Source organism: Ruegeria sp. CDSC054 (genome assembly GCF_059610645.1).
On record NZ_JBXWOA010000001.1, the window covers coordinates 734,747 to 754,537 of the forward strand.

The window sequence follows — 19,791 nt, forward strand, 5'->3', positions numbered from 1 at the left end:
AGGAACACCTGCGGAGACTAAAAATGGCGTTTTTCTCAAAGCTCAAGGACAAGCTGTTCAAATCCTCGTCCCGCCTCGAACAGGGGCTGGATGCCATCGTCGAAGACGGTGGCGAGGAAACGACCGCCCCCGATCCAGTTATCCCCGAGCCTGAGCCGCAGCCGGAACCGGTTCCCGAAGTTCCACAGCCGGTGCCAGAGACACCTGAACCCGCCCCTGTGCCACAGCCGGTCGAAACACCTGAACCCGCACCGGTCGACCCAACCCCTGCTCCGCCCCCGCCCGAGGCCGCGCCATCCAAAGGGGTGTTGGGACGCCTGTTTGGCCGGAACGAAGCCAAGGCCGTCATCCGTCGTACGTTGGACGACGATATGCTTGAGCAGCTAGAGGAACTGCTGATCGCCTCGGATATGGGCGTCGACACCGCTTTGCGGGTCACATCCAACATGGCCGAGGGGCGATTGGGCCGGAAACTCTCCACGCAAGAGATCAAGCAATTGCTCGCCCAGGAAGTCGCCCGTGTGATGGAACCGGTTGCCAAGCCTCTGCCCATCTACCCCGAGCGCCCGCAGGTCGTGCTGGTCGTTGGCGTCAACGGGTCCGGCAAAACCACGACCATCGGCAAGCTCGCCAGCCAGTTCAAAGCCGCGGGCAAAAAAGTCGTCATCGCCGCCGGGGACACCTTCCGCGCCGCCGCCGTCGAACAGCTCCAGGTCTGGGGCGACCGCGCCGGTGTGCCGGTGCTGACCGCACCCGAGGGGTCAGACCCGGCCTCATTGGCTTTCGACGCCCTGACCCGCGCGCAGCAAGACGGCGCAGACCTGCTGATGATCGACACGGCCGGGCGCCTGCAAAACCGATCGGACCTGATGGAGGAACTGGCCAAGATCGTCCGCGTGATCCGCAAAATCGACGAGACCGCCCCGCACAACACGCTGCTGGTGCTGGACGCCACCACGGGCCAGAACGCGCTAAGCCAGGTTCGGACATTCCGCGACCTCGCTGACGTGTCAGGGCTGGTGATGACCAAACTCGACGGCACCGCCAAGGGTGGCGTATTGGTTGCACTGGCCGACAAATTCGGCCTGCCAATCCATGCCATCGGCGTTGGAGAACAGATCGACGACCTCGCCCCCTTCGACCCCGAAGAGTTCGCCGCCGCCCTCACTGGCCTGGACCAGGCCTGATCCCCCCTCTATCTGGCCCCAAATATCCTCCGGGGGTCTGGGGGCGGAAAGCCCCCGGCCTCTCCACCCAGCGAAAAGACTGACATTTGAGCGACTGGCTGATTTCTCTCGAAGGCACCGAAGCGGGCCATCAGCTGGCTCTTGGCCTCGCTCTGATGGCCGCCTTCCTGCATGCGGTATTTGGAGCGCTGCAGAAAGGCCGTCACGATCCCTGGCTGTCCCGTGGGGCAATCGACGCCTGCTATTGCCTGATGGCCGCCCCTTTTGCCTTTTTCGTGGTACCGTGGCCTGAACCCTACATGTGGTCCATCTTCGCCGTGGTCTGGGTGATCCACATCGCCTACAAAGTCCTTCAGGCCATGGCCTATACAAAGGGTTCATACACTGTCGTCTACCCGGTCGTACGCGGCACTGGCCCCCTATTCACGGTCATCGGCGCCTATCTGCTCTTTGGCGAGACCTTTACTGGGATTCAATGGTTTGGAGTTTTGGTCCTGCTGGCCGGTATCTTCGGCCTGGCCGCCTATAATTTGCGTTTTCTGGAAACCAACCGGGAAACGCTGGGCATAGCGCTGGTACTGGCCATCGCAACCGGCCTGTTCGTCGCGCTCTACACCACTTATGACGCCTATGGTATCCGGGCCACCGCCGACCCGTTCACCTTTCTGGCGTGGTTTTTCATGATCGACGGTTTTGCGATGCCGATTTACGCATTCCTAAGATGGCGCGCCATGATCAACCGCCCTGCCGTTGGCCCATTAATGTTGCGGGGCTTGGCCGGAGGCATCATCGCCCCTATGTCCTTCGGAGCAATCATGCTGGCCACCCGTCTGGACAAGGTCGGCGAAGCCGCCGTTCTGCGAGAAACCTCGACAGTCTTCGCGGCGCTTATCGGGTGGCTGGTGTTAAAAGAAACTGTGGGGCCAAGACGGGTCGCGCTGATGGCATTGATTGCATTGGGCGCCGTAATAGTTGAAATGGGCGGGTAAAAATCAGGAAACCGACATGCCAGGCAAAAAAGAAATCAATCCATTTCTGAAACAGGCGTTGGAGCTTGGGCCCCCACTGGCCTTTTTTTTCATCTACCTACGCCTGCGTGACGACAGTTTCCTGATCGGAGGTACCGAATATTCCGGCTTTATCGTCGCCACGATCATCTTCGTCCCGCTGATGCTGGCCGCTATGGGTATCCTCTGGTACTTGACCGGGAAACTGAGCCGGATGCAGATATTTACTGCCTTCATGGTCATCTTCTTTGGGGGCCTGACCGCGTGGTTCAATGATGAGCGGTTTTTCAAGATGAAAACCACGCTGGTTTACGGTTTCTTCTCGGTCATCCTTGGTATTGGCCTTCTGCAGGGGAAATCCTATCTAGCCTATGTCCTCGAAGATATGCTCCCGATGCGCCATGAGGGCTGGATGATCTTGACCCGCCGGTTGTGCGGCTGCTTTGCGGTTCTGGCCGTAGCCAATGAATTTGTCTGGCGTACCATGTCGACGGACTTATGGGTCAAAATCGAAACTTTCGCCTTTCCCATCGCGCTGATGGCGTTTCTGATGCTTCAGTTCAGTCTGCTGCAACGCTACATGGATGACCCCGACCACCAATAGGCGAACACCGATAAATGGCGCGCAGCTTAAGCGTTTGCTTTCATTTTGAGCCGTCACACAGCGCGCAATCAGGCAAACCAATAAAAACCTTGGAATAATAGCCCGGCTGTGGAACATTGGGGCACCACTCAACACCAGCAGCCGGAGACCCCTCAACCACATGAAGGCACTCCCAAACAGCGGATTCCTGTCCGAGGCATCAGACCGACTCAGGGCTATGCTTTCGGCACTCGCGACCGAGATTTCTTTGGATCAGGGCCAGGTGCTGTTTGAGCAGGGGGACGAAGGCGATGCGCTGTATGTGATTTCTGAAGGTACGCTTGAGGTTTCATTCCTTGCGATGAGCGGGCGCAAGCTGTCTTTGACACTTATGAAGCCGGGCGAAGTGTTTGGCGAAATCGCGTTGTTTGACAGCGGGCCGCGCACCGCCACGATCGCAGCAGCCGAGCCATCGAGCGTGCTGCGCGTGCGCCGCAGCGACGTCATGGACCAGATCCGCCAGCATCCCGATCTTGCCGTCGACATGATCCGTCTGGCGGGCCTGCGCATGCGCTGGATGGGGTCTCAGTTGAACGAACAAGTGTTCTTGCCAATGCCCATTCGTCTGGCGCGCAAATTGCTGCATCTGTCTGCCCTTCAGGACGACCCCGCAATGCGCATCACCCTGTCCCAAAGCGAATTGGCCGAGTTCGTCGGTGCCACGCGCGAGGCTGTATCCAAGACGATTTCCACCTGGAAACGCGACAATGTCGTCGAGGCATCCCGCGGCGGACTGATGATCCAGGACTTCAACGCCCTGAAAGAACTGGCCGAATCCGACTTAATCTGACCTTGTGACCTCCTTCACATACGGCACATGCCAAAATAGCTAATGTCTTAGTTGTTACCGTAGGGGGCCAGAGAATCATCCCCGATATCTGTCCACTGGCCTCTCCCTGTACCAGAGCCATGCGCCTCCCCGGCGTGTGGCTCACTTACTTTCAGCGCCACGTGGAACGGAAAAGGCCGAGGCATTGCCCCGGCCTTGTCACAACGTTTGATGTGGTGCGTTACTCGCCCAGGCTCAGCGCCACAAAGCGGGGGTCGCCACCGCGACGTACAAGCAACAACAGCGATTTACGCCCGGCCTCACGCGCCTCTTCCATGCGTGCTTCCAAATCTCCAATCGACGTTACCTTTTGCTGTCCAGCCTCGGTGATCAGATCACCGGCGCGCAACCCTTTGGAAAACGCCTCAGAGGCCTCATCCACTTCGGTTACAACCAGTCCCTCGGCGTCCTCTTCAAGACCAAGGTCCGTACGTAGCGTGTCCGTCAGTGGCGAAATGGTCAGGCCCAGAATAGCAGCGTTCTCTTCCGTTGGAGCCTCAGACGTTTCCTCATCGCCCTGCTCGGCCCGTTCGGCATCCTCACGACGTCCCAGAGTAACCAGGACGGTCTGTGTGCCGCCATCGCGATGCACGACAACACGCACGGCTTTGCCTACGGTCGTCTCACCGACCTGACGCACAAGGCCGCGTGTATCTTCGACCTCGACCCCATCAAAGCTGAGGATCACGTCACCAGCCAACAGACCAGCATCCTTGGCCGGCCCATCCGGAACATCGCTGATAAGCGCACCGCCCGGCTTGGCCAACCCCATTGCCTCGGCCATGTCCTCGGTCACGTCCTGAATACGAACGCCCAGCCAACCGCGGCGGGTTTCACCAAATTCGCGCAGTTGATCGACCACCTTGACGACAACGTTGGATGCCATCGAAAAGCCGATCCCGATCGAGCCGCCGTTGGGCGACAAAATCGCTGTATTCACACCAATCACTTCGCCATTCATGTTGAACAGCGGGCCGCCCGAGTTGCCCCGGTTGATGGCCGCGTCGGTCTGGATGTAGTCGTCATACGAACCGCTCAGCGCCCTGTTGCGGGCCGAAACGATCCCGGCCGAAACCGAGAAGCCCTGCCCCAAAGGGTTGCCCATGGCAATAACCCAATCACCGACACGGGCGACGTCACTGTCGCCAAACTGCACGTATTGCAGGGGGCCCGGGGCCTCGACCTTCAGCAACGCAATATCGGTTTTCTCGTCCGTGCCGATCACCTTGGCAGGCAGTTCTTCAGGCGGCTGTCCATCACCGGGGAAGAACTCCACCAGGATTTCATCGGCCTCGGCGATCACGTGATTGTTGGTGACGATGTAGCCGTCCTCGGAAATCACGAACCCCGAACCCAGCGCGTTGCTGCGGCGCGGGCGACTTTCATCATCACCGTTCCGGTCCTGAAAATCGCGGAAGAAATCCTCGAAGGGCGACCCTTCGGGCACAATGCCCTGCGGGCCGGTCTGGCCTTCGATCAACGTCGAGGTGGTAATGTTGACCACGGCCGGGCTGATCTTTTCTGCCAGCGGCGCCAAGCTTTCGCTCCGCGCCTGTGCTGCGACGGCTTGGGCCAGAACAAGAATCATCCCCGCAATGGCCAGCCACATCAGCCGCATGAAACCAACACCCTCGTCCTGCCGGACTGCAATACTGCGTGCTTGTGCCTGCACTTGGGAACTCCTTGTCAACAAGTCTTGTAAAACTGCCCTCGGGCAAATCTTCTCAGGAACCAATGTAGTCGGTTTGTCCTTGCCCGCAACTCGGGATCGCGGGGAAATCACCTGCAAGTGAGGTCACCGCATCAAAACCCGACCTGATAAGCCCCCCATAGCAGGATAAAGCCACTGACTACGCTCAGCAAACCGGCCAGCCGCCGCGCCTGCTCGGGCAGTGACCGCAATGCCTCTAACATGCGCTCAATAAGCGAAGGGGCCAGCGCATAGGCCAGCCCCTCGACAATCAATACCAGCCCGAAAGCCAGAAGGATCAGCCCCATTATTCGGAGGCCGCAGCAGCCGGAGCTTGCCGTCCGGTTGGCGAACCGAGGTAGTTGAAGAACTCGGAATTCGGGCTCAGAACCAACGAGCTATTGCCACCCTGCAACGCATTCTCATACGCGGTCAGCGAACGGTAGAATTCAAAGAACTCCGGGTCCGCGCCATAGGCTTCCGCAAAGATCGCGTTCCGTTCGGCGTCCGCTTCACCACGGGTGATTTCGGCCTCACGACGTGCATCTGACACCAGTTCGACCACGGTCCGGTCAGCTTGCGCACGCACACGCTGCGCCGCCTCGTTACCACGGGCACGTTCGTCTGTTGCTTCACGTTCCCGCTCGGCCTTCATACGGTCGAAGGTCGCCTCAAGGTTGGCCTGTGGCAAGTCGGTCGCCTTCAATCGCACGTCGATTACAGTCACGCCCAGCGCCTGTGCTTCGGCAATCGCGCTGTTTCGGATGCGCAGCATCAGTGCCGCACGGTCCGAGCTCAGGATGTCACGGGACGAAACCGAACCCAGCACTTCGCGGGTTTCGGCCCGCAAAATACGATCCAGGCGATCCTCGGCAACCGGGATACCACCGACACCAACGGCCTGACGGAACTGGTTTAGATCTGAAATCCGGTAACGTGCGAATGCATCGACAACCAGACGCCGATCGTCCAGAGGGGTCACCTCAAGGGGCTGTACGTCAATAGACAGGATACGGTCGTCATAGCGGACAACTTCTTGAATCACCGGGATTTTGAACGCCAGACCGGGGTCTTCCTTGACCGCGACGACACGACCAAATTGCAAGACCAGCGCGCGTTCACGTTCATCCACGATGAAGATCGAAGACAGGCCAACGACACCAAGGATCACGACAAGAATGAGGATAATGGGTGATTTACGCATCAGTTGCTCTCCCCGGCAGGGCTACGACGCAGCTCGTTCAGCGGCAGATAGGGCACAACGCCCTGCCCTTGCCCGGATGAGTTCTGGTCCAGAATGATTTTGTCAACGTCACCCAGAATCTGCTCCATTCGCTCCAGATACAGACGCTTACGCGTCACATCGGGTGCTTTGGAGTATTCTTCCAGAACTGCGCTAAAGCGGCTGGCTTCACCCCGCGCACTGTTGATCTGTTGGGCACGATATCCTTCTGCCTCTTCCAGAACCTGCGCAGCTTCGCCGCGCGCTTCTGCCAACACCTTGTTCGCATAGGCATCGGCTACGTTCTGCAACCGGTCCCGTTCCTGCGCAGCAGCTTGAACGTCGCGGAAGGCGGCGATCACATCCTGAGGCGGGTCGGCTTTGTCAAAGTTCACGCGGACAATGTTGATCCCTGAATCATAGCTGTCCATTGTGGACTGGATCAGTTCCTGCAAGCGATCCGCGATAACACCACGATCCCGGTTCAGGATCGGTGCAAGCTCGCTTTGAGCGATAATCTCGCGCATCGCTGATTCCGACACCGCACGGATCGTTTGGCGCGGATCACGCAAGTTGAACAGGAACTTCGCAGGGTCGTTGATGTTCCAGACGACTTGATAGTCGATATCGACCACGTTTTCGTCGCCGGTCAGCATCAAGCCATCATCGCTGCCGCGCGCGCCGCCCATATCTTCGTTCTGTTCACGGGTGACCGGGATGACTTCGGCGGTAACGAAAGGCCACGGCGCAAAGTTTAGACCCGGATTTCCGACGGCCGAGAATTCGCCGAGGAACAACTCAACCGACTGTTCTTCGGGCTTGACCGTGTAAAAACTGGCCGCCCCCCACAATACCGCCGCGACGACGACACCAATAAGAACCGTACCTTTTGTGAAGATGGGGCCACCGCCGCCAGAGCCCTGACCGTTGCCACCGCGGCCTGAACCACCGCGGCCGCCCATCAGGACGCGCAGCTGTTCCTGGCCTTTCTTCATCAATTCATCAATCTCGGGGATTTGCGGACCATCGCCTTCGGGGGGCTTGCGCCCATCACCGTTATCACCCCGATTTCCTCCGCCGCCCGAAGAGCCTCCGCCCCCCCAGGGGCCGCCGCTATTGCCCGCCATATGTATCTATTCCCTTGTGTTGGACCGTGTGATCACGGGTTCCCTTGTAACTTGTGTGCGCGCGGTTGCAAATCAAGCAGTGCGCACAGGTTGCCGCATTGTTACCAATTCCTCTGCCATCACCGGATGAACGGCAACCGTGCGGTCGAAATCTTCCTTGGTTGCGCCCATTTTAACGGCGATGCCAGCCAGCTGGATCATCTCACCCGCGCCCGGCGCGACGATGTGGCAACCCAGAACCTTACGGGTCGCCTGGCTGACAATCAGCTTCATCAACACGCGCTGCGTTCCACCGGCAAAGGCCTTTTGCATCGGCTTGAACGATGTCGCGTAAACCTCAATCGGTTCCTGTGCCGCGCCTTCTTCTTCGCTTAGGCCCACAGTGCCGAATTCCGGTTGGGTGAAGATCGCGGTCGGGATCAGTTCATGATCCACCGGAGTCGGGTTGCCTTTGAAAACGGTCTCTACAAACGCCATGCCTTCACGGATCGCAACCGGCGTCAGATTTACGCGGTCGGTAACATCGCCAATGGCATAGATCGAGGGCACGCCTGTCTGGCTGTACTCATCGACTACAATCTCACCTTTGCGGCCACGTTCCACGCCCAGCGCCTCAAGGCCCAGGTTGTCTGCATTCGGCGCACGCCCTGTGGCGTACATGACCACGTCGAACTGATCCTCGGTGCCATCGGTGGCCTTGACGCGGATCTTGTCGCCTTCCTTGGTCATTTCCAGCACGTTGGTGCCCAGACGAACATCAATGCCGTTCTGGCGCATCTCTTCGCAGATCAGGCCACGTGCTTCTTCGTCGAAGCCACGCAGGATTTGCGCACCGCGATAGAACTGAGTGGTCTGGACTCCCAACCCGTTCATGATTCCGGCAAACTCGCTGGCAATGTAGCCGCCGCCGACGATCAGAATGCTTTGGGGCAGTTTTTCAAGGTGAAAGATTTCGTTCGACGTGATCGCCAGGTCCGATCCCGGAAACTCCGGTACGACCGGACGACCGCCTGTGGCGATCAGGATGTGCTTGGCTGTCTTGCGTGTCCCATCCGCCAATTCGACCGTATGTGGATCCACAACGGTCGCCCGCTGGTCAAAACTTTCGACACCGTTGTTCTTCAGGATATTGCGGTAGATGCCTTCAAGCCGGTCCAGTTCAGTCACCAGCTTGCCGTGAAAAGTATCCCAGTTCAAAGCACCGGCCTGAATGTCCCAGCCATAGGCTTGCGCATCACCGACCATGCCAGAAAACTCGCTGGCGAAGACCATCAGTTTCTTGGGCACACAGCCCCGGATGACACAGGTGCCGCCGTAACGGTCTTCTTCTGCCAGCCCCACCTTGGCACCGTTCTCACCAGCTGCCACACGTGCGGCCCGGACCCCACCTGAGCCTCCGCCGATAACGAACAGATCATAGTCAAAGCTCATTTGTCCTGCCTCTTCCAAATTTCCGCAAGCGCCCGCAGGCCTTGCATGGGGTGTACTCTATCTCGCGCTGCTGTCCAGAGTGATCGCCGGGGCTCCGGCCTCTTCGATTTCTCGAACTTGCGCAGGGAACCGCTGCAGCGTTGTGAACAAACGGCCAGATATGGTTGCATTTGTTTTATTCAACGGCGGCCTCCGCGTCTTGGATTGGTCAAACCAAGTGCCAAATTGTACGTTTCCCAAATCGTTCGCGGTCACGACTTCTCTCAAAACAATGTAGCGTCCGAATAAAACGAGTGAAGTACAGCGATCTGTGTCTGTTCCGCTTAATCCGCCAGATCCGAGAACAAGTTCTCGCCTGCCTCCACCGACTGATCAAGTTCGATCGTTCCATCGTTGATATCGCGCAGCTCGACCCGACCATCGCCGTGGCCGATCACAACTTTGTCACAGATGTCGATGAACAAACCATTCTCGACCACACCCGGAACCTGATTAAGCACTAGCGCCAGTTGCCTGGCATTTCCGATGCGCTGAAGGTGGAGGTCCAGAATGTGATTGCCCTCATCCGTGACAAACGGTGCCTCTCCGTTCATGCGCAGCGCGGCAGAAGTGCCCAGAACGTCCATCGTATCCAGCGCCTCTTGGATCAGCGTTCGCGTAGTCTGCCAGCCAAAAGGGATAACCTCGACCGGCAACGGGAATGCGCCCAGTGTTTCGACCTCTTTCCCGGCATCAGCAATGACGATCATCTGATCGCTTGCCGTGGCAACGATCTTTTCCTGCAGATGCGCGCCGCCCCCACCTTTGATCAGGTTCAGATCGCCGTCGAATTCATCCGCGCCGTCGATGGTCAGATCCAGCCAGCCAGCCTGATCCAGCGAGACAACCTCGATCCCCAACTCACGGGCCAGTTGCGCGGTGCGGGTTGAGGTCGGAACAGCCTTGATCCGCAAACCTTCCTGCTGCACCCGCTCTCCCAGACGGCGGACCATCCAGGCGGCCGTTGATCCGGTGCCCAGCCCAACGCGCATCCCGTCCTGAACCATGTCAGCGGCCCGTCGCGCCGCGGCATATTTGGCTTTGTCTATGGGTGACAAATCTCCGGTCATTGTTGCATTCCCCCTTGGTATTGCGGAATTTATAGGGAATGTCCGACGCAACTGCGAGCGCCAATTCGCCGATCCAACAGGCCAACTTGTCGCGAAACTACGCGTTTCCGATTGGAAACGTCGCAATCGAGACGTTCGACATCCCTGCTGGTGTATACATACAGCCCATGAACGCGCCCTACAGATTGCACTTTGCCCCCGACAATGCCTCTCTGGTGATCAGACTGGTGCTGGAAGAGATGGGCCTGCCTTATGAGACGGCTTTGGTGGATCGTCGGCAAAACGCACAGGATGGCGCGGCTTACAGAGGGTTGAATCCGAACGGTCTGATCCCGGTTCTTGAAACGCCACAAGGCCCGATCTTTGAAACAGCTGCCATCCTTTTGTGGCTGGCAGATACGCATGCGCAACTGGCTCCCGCCACTGACAACCCGGATCGGGCTGCGTTCCTGAAATGGCTCTTTTTCGCATCGAACACTTTACATGCCGATCTGCGCATCCTGTTCTATGCCGAAAAATACATCGACACGGCACAGGCCGAAACTTTGCGCAACGGTATCCGCCCGCGCCTGCGCCAACATCTTCGGGTTCTGGATGACGTTGCTAAAACTGCGCCCAGCTGGTTGCACGCCGATCTGCCCTCGGTCCTTACATACTACCTTGCCTGCCAGATGCGGTGGATGTCCCTTTACCCGGCGCGCGCTGATCGCAGTTGGTATCAATTGGCGGATACGCCTTACCTGCAATCCATTCTGATGCGCCTGGAAAGCCGTCCCGCAACCCGGGCTGCCATCGCGGCCGAGGGGTTGGGGGTTACCCCCTTCACCAGTCCATCTTATGCTCACCCTCCAGAAGGCTCTGCTACCTGATATGTTCTTGTCTGTTTTTGATATGTTCAAAGTGGGCATCGGCCCGTCCTCGTCACACACAATGGGGCCGATGGTTGCCGCCGCACGGTTTCTGGACCTGATGCGCGCCTCGCCGTTTGAATTCGCCGGTCTTCGCGGATCGCTGCACGGATCGCTGGCCTTTACTGGCGTAGGTCACGCAACCGACCGGGCCACGATCCTTGGGCTGGCCGGGTTTGTTCCCGACACGTACGACAACGACAAGGCCGAGGCCGCGCTGGCTGCTATTGCTGAAACGCACTCTGTCACGCCCGAGGGGTTGCCGACCCTGCAATTCGATCCAAAGGCCGATCTGATCTTTGACTACGACCACAACCTGCCCGGCCATGCCAATGGGATGATCCTGATGGCCACCGATGCGCAGGGCGACGTGATCCTGCGGCAGGTCTATTATTCCGTAGGCGGCGGTTTTGTCCTGACCGAGGAAGAACTGGCCGAAGGCAAAGCCACCAATGACGGCCCTGCCGTGCCTTTCCCGTTCCACTCGGCGGCCGAAATGCTTGAGATGGCAAACGCTAGCGGCAAAAGCATCGCCCAGATGAAGCGCGAGAATGAAATCGCGCGTGGCTGTGCGGACAGTTTCGCCAAAGGCACCGCCCGGCTTTGGGAAGTCATGAACAACTGTATCGAACGTGGACTGAAGACGGATGGCATTCTGCCCGGCGGCCTGAAAGTGCGCCGCCGCGCCAAGGGCATCCACGACGCGTTGTTGGCCGAACGGGGTATGAACCTGAACGCGCCGCACACCATCAACGACTGGATGAGCGTCTACGCGATGGCGATAAACGAAGAAAACGCGGCTGGCGGGCAAGTCGTCACCGCCCCCACCAATGGGGCAGCTGGTACGATGCCTGCCGTACTGCGCTATTACCTCGACCACGTTCCGGGTGCCTCGGAAAGCCATATCGAGGATTTCCTCCTTACGGCAGCGGCCATTGGCGGGCTGGTCAAATACAACGCCTCGATCTCGGGTGCAGAAGCCGGTTGTCAGGCTGAAGTTGGAAGCGCCTCGGCAATGGCTGCAGCGGGCCTCTGCGCCGTGATGGGTGGTACGCCCGAGCAGGTCGAAAACGCCGCCGAAATTGCATTGGAGCATCATCTGGGCATGACCTGCGACCCGGTCGCTGGTCTGGTGCAAGTTCCTTGCATCGAACGCAACGGGTTGGCGGCCATCAAAGCCGTCTCGGCTGCTTCACTTGCGCTGCGCGGTGATGGGAAACACTTCGTACCGCTGGATTCAGTGATCGAAACCATGCGCCAGACTGGGCATGATATGCATGAGAAGTACAAGGAAACGTCTCTGGGCGGGTTGGCGGTGAACGTGCCAAACTGCTGACAGTGACAGCAATGGAGGTCAACGATGCAAGGACATTGCCTGTGCGGCACCATCCGCTACGAGGTTGATCCTCCGGTCCTGTCCTGCGTGAGCTGCCATTGCGATAGTTGCCGCAGGCAATGTGCGGCCCCGATGACGACCTATTTTGGCGTGCGCGACGGGCAATGGCGCTGGACTGGCGAGCCGCCGAAAACCTTTAATTCCTCGCCCGGTGTCGAGCGCAGCTTTTGTCCCGATTGCGGCACGCCGATCTCGTTTCGATCGCAAGCCATGTCGGACGTGCTGCATCTGTATGTCGCCACATTAGAGGATCCCAATCAATTGCAGCCCACACTGCACGTGGCTCATGAGGAACGGCTGAATTGGCTGAAACTGGATGACGACCTGCCCGTCTGCATCGGACCCGACTACACAAAGGTGCAGCCGATTTCATAGACGCTTTCAACCGGGTGCCAAAACCCGTAGCGTCGCCGCATGACCCAGGATCGTCCCGTCTTTGGCATCTTCTTGATGCTGTGTTTTTGCGTGATTGCACCGATGGGCGATTCCATCGCCAAGCTGTTGGGTGGGACGACACCGGTCGGCGTTTTGGTGTTCATCCGCTTTGCCGTTCAGTCGTTGATCCTGATACCCTTGGTGGCCCTGACCGGTCGGCACTGGCGCATGCGCGGACATCTTGTCTGGCTGGCGCTTATCCGAACAGTTCTGCACATCATTGCTATCGCGGCAATGTTCAGCGCACTGCAGTACCTGCCGCTGGCGGACGCTGTCGCCATCGCCTTTGTCATGCCCTTCATCATGCTGTTGCTGGGCAAGTGCGTGCTGGGTGAAGAGGTTGGTATGCGCCGCCTGATCGCCTGCGGTGTCGGGTTCGCGGGCACTCTGCTGGTCATCCAGCCCAGCTTTGTTCAGGTTGGCGCCGCAGCTCTGTTGCCCTTGGTCGTTGCGGTGGCCTTTGCCCTTTTCATGCTGGTGACACGACAGATTGCCAAGGACACCGATCCGATTGCCTTGCAGGCTGTATCCGGAGTGATGGCGACGGTTCTGCTGCTGCCGGTTCTAGCGCTGGGAACACTCGGCAATATTTGGGAGCTGTCCTTCATTGTTCCCGAGCGCGAAAGCCACCTGCTGCTGATCGGGGTCGGTGTCTTGGGCACAGTCGCGCATCTGTTCATGACTTGGTCCTTGCGCTATGCGCCGTCCGCCACGCTGGCCCCCATGCAATATCTTGAGATCCCAGTGGCCACGTTCTTTGGCTGGTTGATTTTCCATGACCTTCCGGACAGCATGGCCGCCGTCGGCATCGGCATCACCGTCGCCGCGGGCCTGTATGTCATTCTGCGCGAGCGGGCCAGCGCCCGGTCTGCCCCGACACAAACGCCTGCATAACCTGATCCAGCGCATACCTTGGCACCATCACCAGCAATCCCGGCGCATCCACCGTCAGCTCAACATCTGCCAGCGCACGGTTGGATGTGCCTACTTGCCCGCCGGGTTCCATAACCAGATCGTCGATGGCCCATTCAAGGCCTTTGCTGGCACCGGTTACCCGTTGGAACGGAAACAGTGAAACGACATCGCCGGGTGTGATACTAAGGGAAACCCGCGGCGGCGCGTGAAAGACGACCTCAGTCTCACCCAATAAGACGCAGGGGCGATCCTGCCTCAGGACCAATGTGTTAAGAACAGCAAGCTGATGATCCAGCCGCCCGCCCAGGAACCCGGCCCCCAACACGACAGGCGCTTCGATGCTGCGCAGAGCCTTGTCAAAATCCGTGCTGTTTTGTTCCCGTATAGGATACAACCGGTCCACCGGAATTTGGTCTTTGTGCCGGCTGTCCAGCGAATCGAAATCGCCAATCACGGCATCCGGAATGCGACCTGATTCTACCAAAGGGGCGGCCCCACCATCGGCCGCCACAACCGTCTTGGCGCGAATCAGCATCACATTTAGGTCGTCAGGGCCGATTTCCCCGCCTCCGACCAGTGCAATTGGCTCAAATGACCGCACAATTGGGCGTTTTTTACTTAGATTGACCATTTTTTCCGGATTTGGACACATTGAGACCACAAAATGATAGGTTCATGCAAAGAGTTCCGAGCCAATAGGTGTGCCTGCATAAGGTGGTTGGCTCTCGTAGTTTGTAGAGGACGTGCGTCTGATGGTACAGAACAACAAGGTATTGACCGTTTCTTATGGAACCTTCTCCTGCACTTTGGAAGGATTCGACGATTCATTCGAAACGATGAAGGCAATCGCTGAATACTTCCGCGATCTTTCTGCCGATGATCGGTATTTTGGTTCTGAACCCCCGCAACCTGACGCAGAAATGCTGACCCGGATCGCACAGCGCGACGCCGCAAAACATGTAGAAGCCAGCCAGAGCGATTCCGGCCTGTTGCTGCGTGCAACCCAGCAGGCTGCAAAGCCAGCCCCTGCTGCGGTTACAACCGCTGCGCAAACAGACCCCCATGTGATGAGCCCCAATGCCACCCCCCCTGCACAAGGGGCCGACTCGTTTTTCGCTGACGCCGAGCCGGTCGAAAGCGCGCCTGCCCCGGCTGCGGACAGCATTGCCGCCAAACTGCAGCGCATCCGCGCCGTCGTTTCGCATTCCGAAGAAAACTCGGTGATTTATACAGAAGACGAGGACGCAAGCCTGGGTAATCAGCCAGCTGCACCGATGGATGCGATCGCCGCCGCGTTCGAGGCAGGCTCGCTCGACGCATCGGACCTTTCGGAAACGGACAAGGCTGACGCAGCCGTTGAACCGATGGCACCGGCTTTTGAAGCAGAAGAAATCGCGGATACCCCCGCCGTGGCAGCGCCAGCGGCAGAGGCCGAAGCAACGGAAGAACCGGTAGAATCCGTGCAGCCATTCTCGATGCAGCAGGACGCAGATTATGAAGACGAGGAAGAGGCGCCTGCACCCTCGGCGCTGTTCACCGATCTTGAGGAAACGACCGAAACTGATGAGCCCGTCAATATCCTGAGCGAAGAGACCGAAGAGGATCTGATAGATGAAGTCGCAGAGACCCAAGAGGGTTATCTGACCGCCGAGGATGAGGCCAATGTTCTAAGCGAGATCTCGAAGGTTGAGGCCGCAATGGGTGGTCAATCACCGAACGAAACGGCCCTGGATCAGGATTTGTCCCGCCTGATGGACAAGGCGGACAGCCAGATGGATGACCCGGCGACCAGCACGCAGCGCGAAACATATTCACATCTGCGCACGGCAGTCGCTGCGACCGAAGCTGAGCGCGGGAACCAGCCGCGGGACGAAGACTCCGAAGAAAGCGGATATCGTGGCGATCTGACGTCGGTCGTAAGCCCGCGCCGCCCCGAGATTCAAGTCACCAGCATGCGCCCGCAATCCGACACTTCATCCCCCTTGAAGCTGGTTGCAGAACAGCGGGTTGACACAAATGAACAGGACGCCGGCCCCGTGACCCCCCGCCGCGTCACGTCCAAATCAGAAGACGAAGCCGACGATTCCAACGAAGAAGGTGGTTTTGCCCTTTTTGCACAGGAACAAGGTGCACAATCTCTGCCTGACCTGTTAGAGGCTGCCGCCGCTTACCTGTCGTTCATCGAAGGTCAGGAACAATTCTCGCGCCCGCAGCTGATGAATAAGATCCGCTCACTCAAGCAGGACGACTTCAACCGCGAAGAAAGCCTGCGCTCGTTCGGTCAATTGCTTCGGGACGGCAAGATCGAAAAAGCCGGTGGTGGTCGTTTTGCCGCCTCAACACAGATCGGGTTCCGCCCCGATGACGAGCGCGCTGCAGGCTGAACTTAAGAAAATCAAAAGAAACGGGGCCGATGCAATCATCGGCCCTTTTTTGTACGGGAAATGAATCGCCCTCTCAGTCTTGCGACTGATCCGGGTCTGCTTGCCCAACGCCTTTGAACACGAATTTGAAAGGCAAGGCCCACACGATGCCCAGACCGATATAGACTAGCAGCTCAAGCCAGAGCGGCGGGCGGTCTAGCCAATTCACAACCGTCACGACCGCCACAATATAAAGAGGCAACCCAACCAGCAGCAGCACTAGTGACCAGCGACGGCGCGCTTTATAGCTGAGGCCTCGTTTCTGTTCCTCTGCCATCAGTCTGCAAACGGGTCAGTCACCAAAATGGTGTCATCCCGCTCCGGGCTGGTGGACAAAAGGGCGACAGGGCAATCGATCAGCTCTTCGACCCGGCGCACGTATTTGATGGCATTGGCCGGCAGATCCGCCCAGCTGCGCGCCCCTTCGGTGGATTCGCTCCAACCCGGCATCTCTTCGTAAATCGGTTTGCAGCGCGCCTGTTGATCCGCGGCCGTCGGAAGGTAGTCCAGACGTTCGCCGTCCAGCTCATACCCAACGCAGATTTTCAGGGTCTCGAAACCGTCCAGAACATCCAGCTTGGTCAGCGAGATGCCGTTCACACCGCTGGTCGCACAGGTCTGGCGCACAAGGCAGGCGTCAAACCACCCACAACGGCGCTTACGGCCCGTGGTGGTCCCGAACTCGTGCCCGCGCTCACCAAGCCGCTGACCATCGTCGTCGTCCAACTCGGTTGGGAACGGGCCCTCACCCACGCGGGTTGTATAGGCTTTGACAATGCCCAGAACGAAGTCAATCGAACCGGGACCGATGCCGACGCCTGTTGATGCCTGACCGGCAATGACGTTGGACGAGGTTACAAACGGATATGTACCGAAGTCGATATCCAGCAGCGCCCCCTGTGCGCCCTCGAACAGGATGCGTTTGCCAGCCTTGCGCTTTTCGTTCAGCACTTTCCAAACCGGCGCGGCAAAGGGTAGGATTTTTGGCGCGATCTCTTTCAGCTGGGCAATCAGTGCATTTCGGTCAATTGGCTCCAGTCCAAGCCCGTTTCGCAGCGCATTGTGGTGAACCAGAGCGCGATCAACTCGCAATGCCAGCGTTGCATCGTCAGCCAGATCAGCCACACGGATCACGCGGCGACCAACCTTGTCTTCGTAACAAGGACCAATTCCGCGACCGGTCGTCCCGATTTTCGCAACCGAGTTTTGACTTTCACGTGCCCGATCCAGTTCCCCGTGGAAGGGCAGGATCAACGGTGTGTTTTCCGCAATCATCAGGTTTTCAGGGGTGATTTCAACGCCCTGCGCCTGGATGGTTCCGATCTCTTTGATTAGGTGCCATGGGTCCAGAACGACACCGTTGCCGATGACACTCAACTTGCCGCCACGCACAACACCCGACGGCAGCGCGTGCAGCTTGTATACTTCTCCGTCGATGACCAGCGTGTGCCCGGCGTTATGTCCGCCCTGAAAGCGTGCAATCACGTCTGCACGCTCGCTGAGCCAGTCGACGATCTTGCCTTTTCCTTCGTCACCCCACTGGGCGCCGACAACAACCACATTGGCCATATCCGGTCCTTTTGCGCTGAGTTATCAAACTCGGCTCGTATAACGGGGGGAAAGCGACAGGGAAACCGGTAATTCGACGCATGCAGAGATCGTGCTGCGCACGATGCCTCCGGCGGGGATATTTTTGGCCAGGTGAAGAAACGGATCCCCCGCTTCATCTGGCTGAAGATACCCCCGGGGGAAGTGCCCGGCACGGGCAACGAGTGCAGAGCCCCCTACCCCTTGGCCAACCGCACCGGCTGTCCATGAGAGGTGGTCAAATAAGCCTCTTCCCACTTGTCGCGAAATTGGACCACTTCATCTGGAGCTGCGACACCTTGCTCGGCCAAAAACACCTCGAGCGTTTCCAGCCAGGCAAAAAAGTAGTCATCCCCTCCATTCAGTTCGCGATCCAAACCGTTCTGTTTCAAGCTGGCCGAAAAGCGCGCCGCCCAATCCGGCCAGTCGAACCGTCCGGCCTCGTTTAAGGCAACCGTCACAGCAAAGACCTGAGCGTGCCAGGGCTCTGCGAAGGCTGGTTCGGGAGCAGTATGAGTTATGCAGTCGCTCATGCGAGTTCCAGATAGCTTTGCCAAAGATCCAAAACGACTTCATCCTGCGAGTGTTCGGGATTGGCCCAAAGCTCGGATGCCGGAAAGACCACGGCGTAAAGCGGCTCGGGTGCATCCCCCAACCTATGAGCACTAGAGTCCGGCAGCACATGCGTTCCGTGCATCATAAGGATGCGCCCTTTTGCCCCGGTGGCGTACATGGGCAAACGCGTATGCCCGCCGTCGACAAGGCGGTTCGCGGCTTGACGGGCGGTCACAACTTTTTGCCCCGGTTCAAATTTCACCCGCACATTTGAAGGGCGATCCGCAGGCCCGCCGCTGGCCAACACTTTCGCAACCGCGTCAGACTTCAGCACGCGGCTTGCCAGGGGGTGATTGTCGCCGTCTGTCTCGCCGCGCAGATCCTCATCTGTCAGCACGCCTGTTTCGACGAGAAGGTCCGCAAGCCCCGAAATCCATTTCTCGTAATAAGAAAAACGGGCGTAGTCCTTAGGCGACAATCTCTCGCGCGCATGCCGGGATACGTCGATGTTCCACTGCCCAAGCGATCCCGCTGCCAGTGTTACGGCCAATGCCCTTGCATGCCAGTCTTCGGCAAAGACCGGGGCATCTTCGGGTTCAGGGAGCACAGGCCCATCGCCAAAGCGCCCGCCCATATCGTGAACTCGGGTCATGATGGCACCTTTGGCAAACCGGTTCCGATCATGCTGTCGCGTGTGACAAGCGCCGCCAACTCGTCTTCTGTTAAGCCATCCGTGTCTTCTGGCCGCATCGGAAGTACAAGGTACCGCACCTCGGCCGTCGAATCCCAAACGCGAACCGAGGACGTCTCGGGCAGGGTCACCCCGAACTCAGCCAGAACCTTGCGCGGCTCACGCACAGCCCGCGCCCTATAGGCATCTGATTTGTACCAACCCGGCGGAATACCAAGCAGCGGCCACGGGTAACAACTGCACAGGGTGCACACGACCATGTTGTGCTGTTCAGGTGTGTTTTCGACGACAACCATGTGTTCGCCCTGACGCCCGTAATAACCCAGATCGGCGACAACCGATGTGGCATCTTTCAGCAACGCGGCTTTGAAGTCCGGGTCAGTCCAGGCTTTGGCAACGACGCGGGCGCCGTTCTGCGGGCCGATCTTGTTCTGATAGGTATCAATAATTTCATCCAGCGCCGCCGGATCGATCAGTCCCTTGCGAGTCAGAATCGTTTCCAGCGCCTTTACCCGCAGCGCAGGATCAGGTGGCAAAAGGGTGTGCGGGTGGTCGTGATCATCATGTGGCATGGCCGCAGCCTGCGCGAGGTGCGGCCATGCTGTCCAGTCCCTTTGCCGTGATCCGGAACATCAC

General features: G+C 58.5%; 21 protein-coding genes. 9 read left to right on the plus strand and 12 right to left on the minus strand.

The annotated features are described in order from the left end of the window. The first annotated feature begins 23 nt into the window (after window positions 1-23). From ftsY to AC2FGC_RS03620, 4 genes are all read left to right on the plus strand, one after another. Complete coding sequence (gene ftsY / locus AC2FGC_RS03605) at window positions 24-1,187, plus strand: signal recognition particle-docking protein FtsY (RefSeq protein ID WP_496781426.1); 1,164 nt, start codon at window positions 24-26, stop codon at window positions 1,185-1,187. 86 nt (window positions 1,188-1,273) lie between these two features. Next, window positions 1,274-2,176, plus strand: a complete 903-nt coding sequence (locus tag AC2FGC_RS03610; RefSeq protein WP_282118758.1) for a DMT family transporter — start codon at window positions 1,274-1,276, stop codon at window positions 2,174-2,176. Window positions 2,177-2,192: 16 nt separating this feature from the next. Then, window positions 2,193-2,798, plus strand: coding sequence for an inner membrane-spanning protein YciB (locus AC2FGC_RS03615; RefSeq protein ID WP_496722151.1), 606 nt, complete (start codon window positions 2,193-2,195; stop codon window positions 2,796-2,798). A 160-nt stretch (window positions 2,799-2,958) separates the two neighbouring features. Continuing rightward, window positions 2,959-3,627 (plus strand): Crp/Fnr family transcriptional regulator, encoded by a 669-nt coding sequence (locus tag AC2FGC_RS03620; protein WP_058274845.1) that lies wholly within the window; start codon window positions 2,959-2,961, stop codon window positions 3,625-3,627. A 220-nt stretch (window positions 3,628-3,847) separates the two neighbouring features. On the opposite strand, the gene AC2FGC_RS03625 is transcribed toward AC2FGC_RS03620, so the two are convergent. From AC2FGC_RS03625 to rpiA, 6 genes are all read right to left on the minus strand, one after another. Further along, window positions 3,848-5,284: a Do family serine endopeptidase gene (locus AC2FGC_RS03625; RefSeq protein ID WP_496781451.1), complete on the minus strand. Its 1,437-nt coding sequence runs from the start codon at window positions 5,282-5,284 to the stop codon at window positions 3,848-3,850. Window positions 5,285-5,469: 185 nt separating this feature from the next. Next, the gene (locus AC2FGC_RS03630; protein WP_113788722.1) at window positions 5,470-5,664 is read right to left on the minus strand and encodes a DUF2065 domain-containing protein; all 195 of its coding nucleotides are present in this window, start codon (window positions 5,662-5,664) and stop codon (window positions 5,470-5,472) included. Continuing rightward, window positions 5,664-6,560 carry a protease modulator HflC gene (gene hflC, locus AC2FGC_RS03635; RefSeq protein ID WP_496781427.1) on the minus strand — a complete coding sequence of 299 codons (897 nt, stop codon included), beginning with the start codon at window positions 6,558-6,560 and terminating at the stop codon, window positions 5,664-5,666. The genes AC2FGC_RS03630 and hflC overlap by 1 nt, the downstream gene beginning before the upstream one ends. Beyond that, window positions 6,560-7,705 (minus strand): FtsH protease activity modulator HflK, encoded by a 1,146-nt coding sequence (hflK, locus tag AC2FGC_RS03640; protein WP_108858948.1) that lies wholly within the window; start codon window positions 7,703-7,705, stop codon window positions 6,560-6,562. Before hflK ends, hflC begins: the two co-directional genes overlap by 1 nt. Before the next feature lie 72 nt (window positions 7,706-7,777). Beyond that, window positions 7,778-9,136 (minus strand): glutathione-disulfide reductase, encoded by a 1,359-nt coding sequence (gene gor / locus AC2FGC_RS03645; RefSeq protein ID WP_496781428.1) that lies wholly within the window; start codon window positions 9,134-9,136, stop codon window positions 7,778-7,780. A 323-nt stretch (window positions 9,137-9,459) separates the two neighbouring features. Beyond that, window positions 9,460-10,245, minus strand: a complete 786-nt coding sequence (gene rpiA / locus AC2FGC_RS03650) for a ribose-5-phosphate isomerase RpiA (protein ID WP_496771640.1) — start codon at window positions 10,243-10,245, stop codon at window positions 9,460-9,462. 167 nt (window positions 10,246-10,412) lie between these two features. On the opposite strand from rpiA, the gene AC2FGC_RS03655 reads away from it, so the two are divergent. Genes AC2FGC_RS03655 through AC2FGC_RS03670 form a run of 4 tightly spaced genes read left to right on the plus strand, consistent with a single transcriptional unit; the run spans window position 10,413 to window position 13,878 of the window. Continuing rightward, window positions 10,413-11,114: a glutathione S-transferase family protein gene (locus tag AC2FGC_RS03655; protein ID WP_496781453.1), complete on the plus strand. Its 702-nt coding sequence runs from the start codon at window positions 10,413-10,415 to the stop codon at window positions 11,112-11,114. A 1-nt stretch (window position 11,115) separates the two neighbouring features. Then, the gene (locus AC2FGC_RS03660; RefSeq protein ID WP_058274837.1) at window positions 11,116-12,489 is read left to right on the plus strand and encodes an L-serine ammonia-lyase; all 1,374 of its coding nucleotides are present in this window, start codon (window positions 11,116-11,118) and stop codon (window positions 12,487-12,489) included. 24 nt (window positions 12,490-12,513) lie between these two features. Further along, the gene (locus AC2FGC_RS03665; protein ID WP_496781429.1) at window positions 12,514-12,924 is read left to right on the plus strand and encodes a GFA family protein; all 411 of its coding nucleotides are present in this window, start codon (window positions 12,514-12,516) and stop codon (window positions 12,922-12,924) included. Window positions 12,925-12,963: 39 nt separating this feature from the next. Beyond that, window positions 12,964-13,878 carry a DMT family transporter gene (locus AC2FGC_RS03670; protein WP_496722141.1) on the plus strand — a complete coding sequence of 305 codons (915 nt, stop codon included), beginning with the start codon at window positions 12,964-12,966 and terminating at the stop codon, window positions 13,876-13,878. Here AC2FGC_RS03670 and AC2FGC_RS03675 read toward each other — a convergent pair. Continuing rightward, entirely contained in the window at window positions 13,823-14,530 is a 708-nt protein-coding gene (locus tag AC2FGC_RS03675; protein WP_496781430.1) for a thiamine diphosphokinase, read from the minus strand. The genes AC2FGC_RS03670 and AC2FGC_RS03675 overlap by 56 nt on opposite strands. Before the next feature lie 121 nt (window positions 14,531-14,651). On the opposite strand from AC2FGC_RS03675, the gene AC2FGC_RS03680 reads away from it, so the two are divergent. Then, window positions 14,652-16,283: a hypothetical protein gene (locus tag AC2FGC_RS03680; protein WP_496722137.1), complete on the plus strand. Its 1,632-nt coding sequence runs from the start codon at window positions 14,652-14,654 to the stop codon at window positions 16,281-16,283. Window positions 16,284-16,356: 73 nt separating this feature from the next. On the opposite strand, the gene AC2FGC_RS03685 is transcribed toward AC2FGC_RS03680, so the two are convergent. The 5 genes from AC2FGC_RS03685 to nthA all read right to left on the minus strand — a co-directional run bounded on the left by AC2FGC_RS03685 (window position 16,357) and on the right by nthA (window position 19,727). Next, window positions 16,357-16,599 carry a DUF2842 domain-containing protein gene (locus AC2FGC_RS03685; RefSeq protein WP_496722135.1) on the minus strand — a complete coding sequence of 81 codons (243 nt, stop codon included), beginning with the start codon at window positions 16,597-16,599 and terminating at the stop codon, window positions 16,357-16,359. Next, a complete protein-coding gene (locus tag AC2FGC_RS03690) occupies window positions 16,599-17,891 on the minus strand; it encodes an adenylosuccinate synthase (protein ID WP_496722134.1) in 1,293 nt (430 codons plus the stop codon). Before AC2FGC_RS03690 ends, AC2FGC_RS03685 begins: the two co-directional genes overlap by 1 nt. A gap of 215 nt (window positions 17,892-18,106) precedes the next feature. Then, window positions 18,107-18,442, minus strand: coding sequence for a nitrile hydratase accessory protein (locus AC2FGC_RS03695; RefSeq protein ID WP_496722133.1), 336 nt, complete (start codon window positions 18,440-18,442; stop codon window positions 18,107-18,109). After that, window positions 18,439-19,116: a nitrile hydratase subunit beta gene (nthB, locus tag AC2FGC_RS03700; protein WP_496766834.1), complete on the minus strand. Its 678-nt coding sequence runs from the start codon at window positions 19,114-19,116 to the stop codon at window positions 18,439-18,441. The genes AC2FGC_RS03695 and nthB overlap by 4 nt, the downstream gene beginning before the upstream one ends. Further along, the gene (nthA, locus tag AC2FGC_RS03705; protein WP_496722130.1) at window positions 19,113-19,727 is read right to left on the minus strand and encodes a nitrile hydratase subunit alpha; all 615 of its coding nucleotides are present in this window, start codon (window positions 19,725-19,727) and stop codon (window positions 19,113-19,115) included. Before nthA ends, nthB begins: the two co-directional genes overlap by 4 nt. Window positions 19,728-19,791: the final 64 nt, after the last annotated feature.

Bases quoted from the DNA above. Each gene is read 5' to 3' on its own strand.
- ftsY (WP_496781426.1), top strand. From the start codon at position 24: ATGGCGTTTTTCTCAAAGCTCAAGGACAAGCTGTTCAAATCCTCGTCC.
- AC2FGC_RS03615 (WP_496722151.1), top strand. From the start codon at position 2,193: ATGCCAGGCAAAAAAGAAATCAATCCATTTCTGAAACAGGCGTTGGAG.
- AC2FGC_RS03620 (WP_058274845.1), top strand. From the start codon at position 2,959: ATGAAGGCACTCCCAAACAGCGGATTCCTGTCCGAGGCATCAGACCGA.
- AC2FGC_RS03625 (WP_496781451.1), bottom strand. From the start codon at position 5,284: ATGCGGCTGATGTGGCTGGCCATTGCGGGGATGATTCTTGTTCTGGCC.
- AC2FGC_RS03630 (WP_113788722.1), bottom strand. From the start codon at position 5,664: ATGGGGCTGATCCTTCTGGCTTTCGGGCTGGTATTGATTGTCGAGGGG.
- hflC (WP_496781427.1), bottom strand. From the start codon at position 6,560: ATGCGTAAATCACCCATTATCCTCATTCTTGTCGTGATCCTTGGTGTC.
- hflK (WP_108858948.1), bottom strand. From the start codon at position 7,705: ATGGCGGGCAATAGCGGCGGCCCCTGGGGGGGCGGAGGCTCTTCGGGC.
- gor (WP_496781428.1), bottom strand. From the start codon at position 9,136: ATGAGCTTTGACTATGATCTGTTCGTTATCGGCGGAGGCTCAGGTGGG.
- rpiA (WP_496771640.1), bottom strand. From the start codon at position 10,245: ATGACCGGAGATTTGTCACCCATAGACAAAGCCAAATATGCCGCGGCG.
- AC2FGC_RS03655 (WP_496781453.1), top strand. From the start codon at position 10,413: ATGAACGCGCCCTACAGATTGCACTTTGCCCCCGACAATGCCTCTCTG.
- AC2FGC_RS03660 (WP_058274837.1), top strand. From the start codon at position 11,116: ATGTTCTTGTCTGTTTTTGATATGTTCAAAGTGGGCATCGGCCCGTCC.
- AC2FGC_RS03665 (WP_496781429.1), top strand. From the start codon at position 12,514: ATGCAAGGACATTGCCTGTGCGGCACCATCCGCTACGAGGTTGATCCT.
- AC2FGC_RS03670 (WP_496722141.1), top strand. From the start codon at position 12,964: ATGACCCAGGATCGTCCCGTCTTTGGCATCTTCTTGATGCTGTGTTTT.
- AC2FGC_RS03675 (WP_496781430.1), bottom strand. From the start codon at position 14,530: ATGGTCAATCTAAGTAAAAAACGCCCAATTGTGCGGTCATTTGAGCCA.
- AC2FGC_RS03680 (WP_496722137.1), top strand. From the start codon at position 14,652: ATGGTACAGAACAACAAGGTATTGACCGTTTCTTATGGAACCTTCTCC.
- AC2FGC_RS03685 (WP_496722135.1), bottom strand. From the start codon at position 16,599: ATGGCAGAGGAACAGAAACGAGGCCTCAGCTATAAAGCGCGCCGTCGC.
- AC2FGC_RS03690 (WP_496722134.1), bottom strand. From the start codon at position 17,891: ATGGCCAATGTGGTTGTTGTCGGCGCCCAGTGGGGTGACGAAGGAAAA.
- AC2FGC_RS03695 (WP_496722133.1), bottom strand. From the start codon at position 18,442: ATGAGCGACTGCATAACTCATACTGCTCCCGAACCAGCCTTCGCAGAG.
- nthB (WP_496766834.1), bottom strand. From the start codon at position 19,116: ATGACCCGAGTTCACGATATGGGCGGGCGCTTTGGCGATGGGCCTGTG.
- nthA (WP_496722130.1), bottom strand. From the start codon at position 19,727: ATGCCACATGATGATCACGACCACCCGCACACCCTTTTGCCACCTGAT.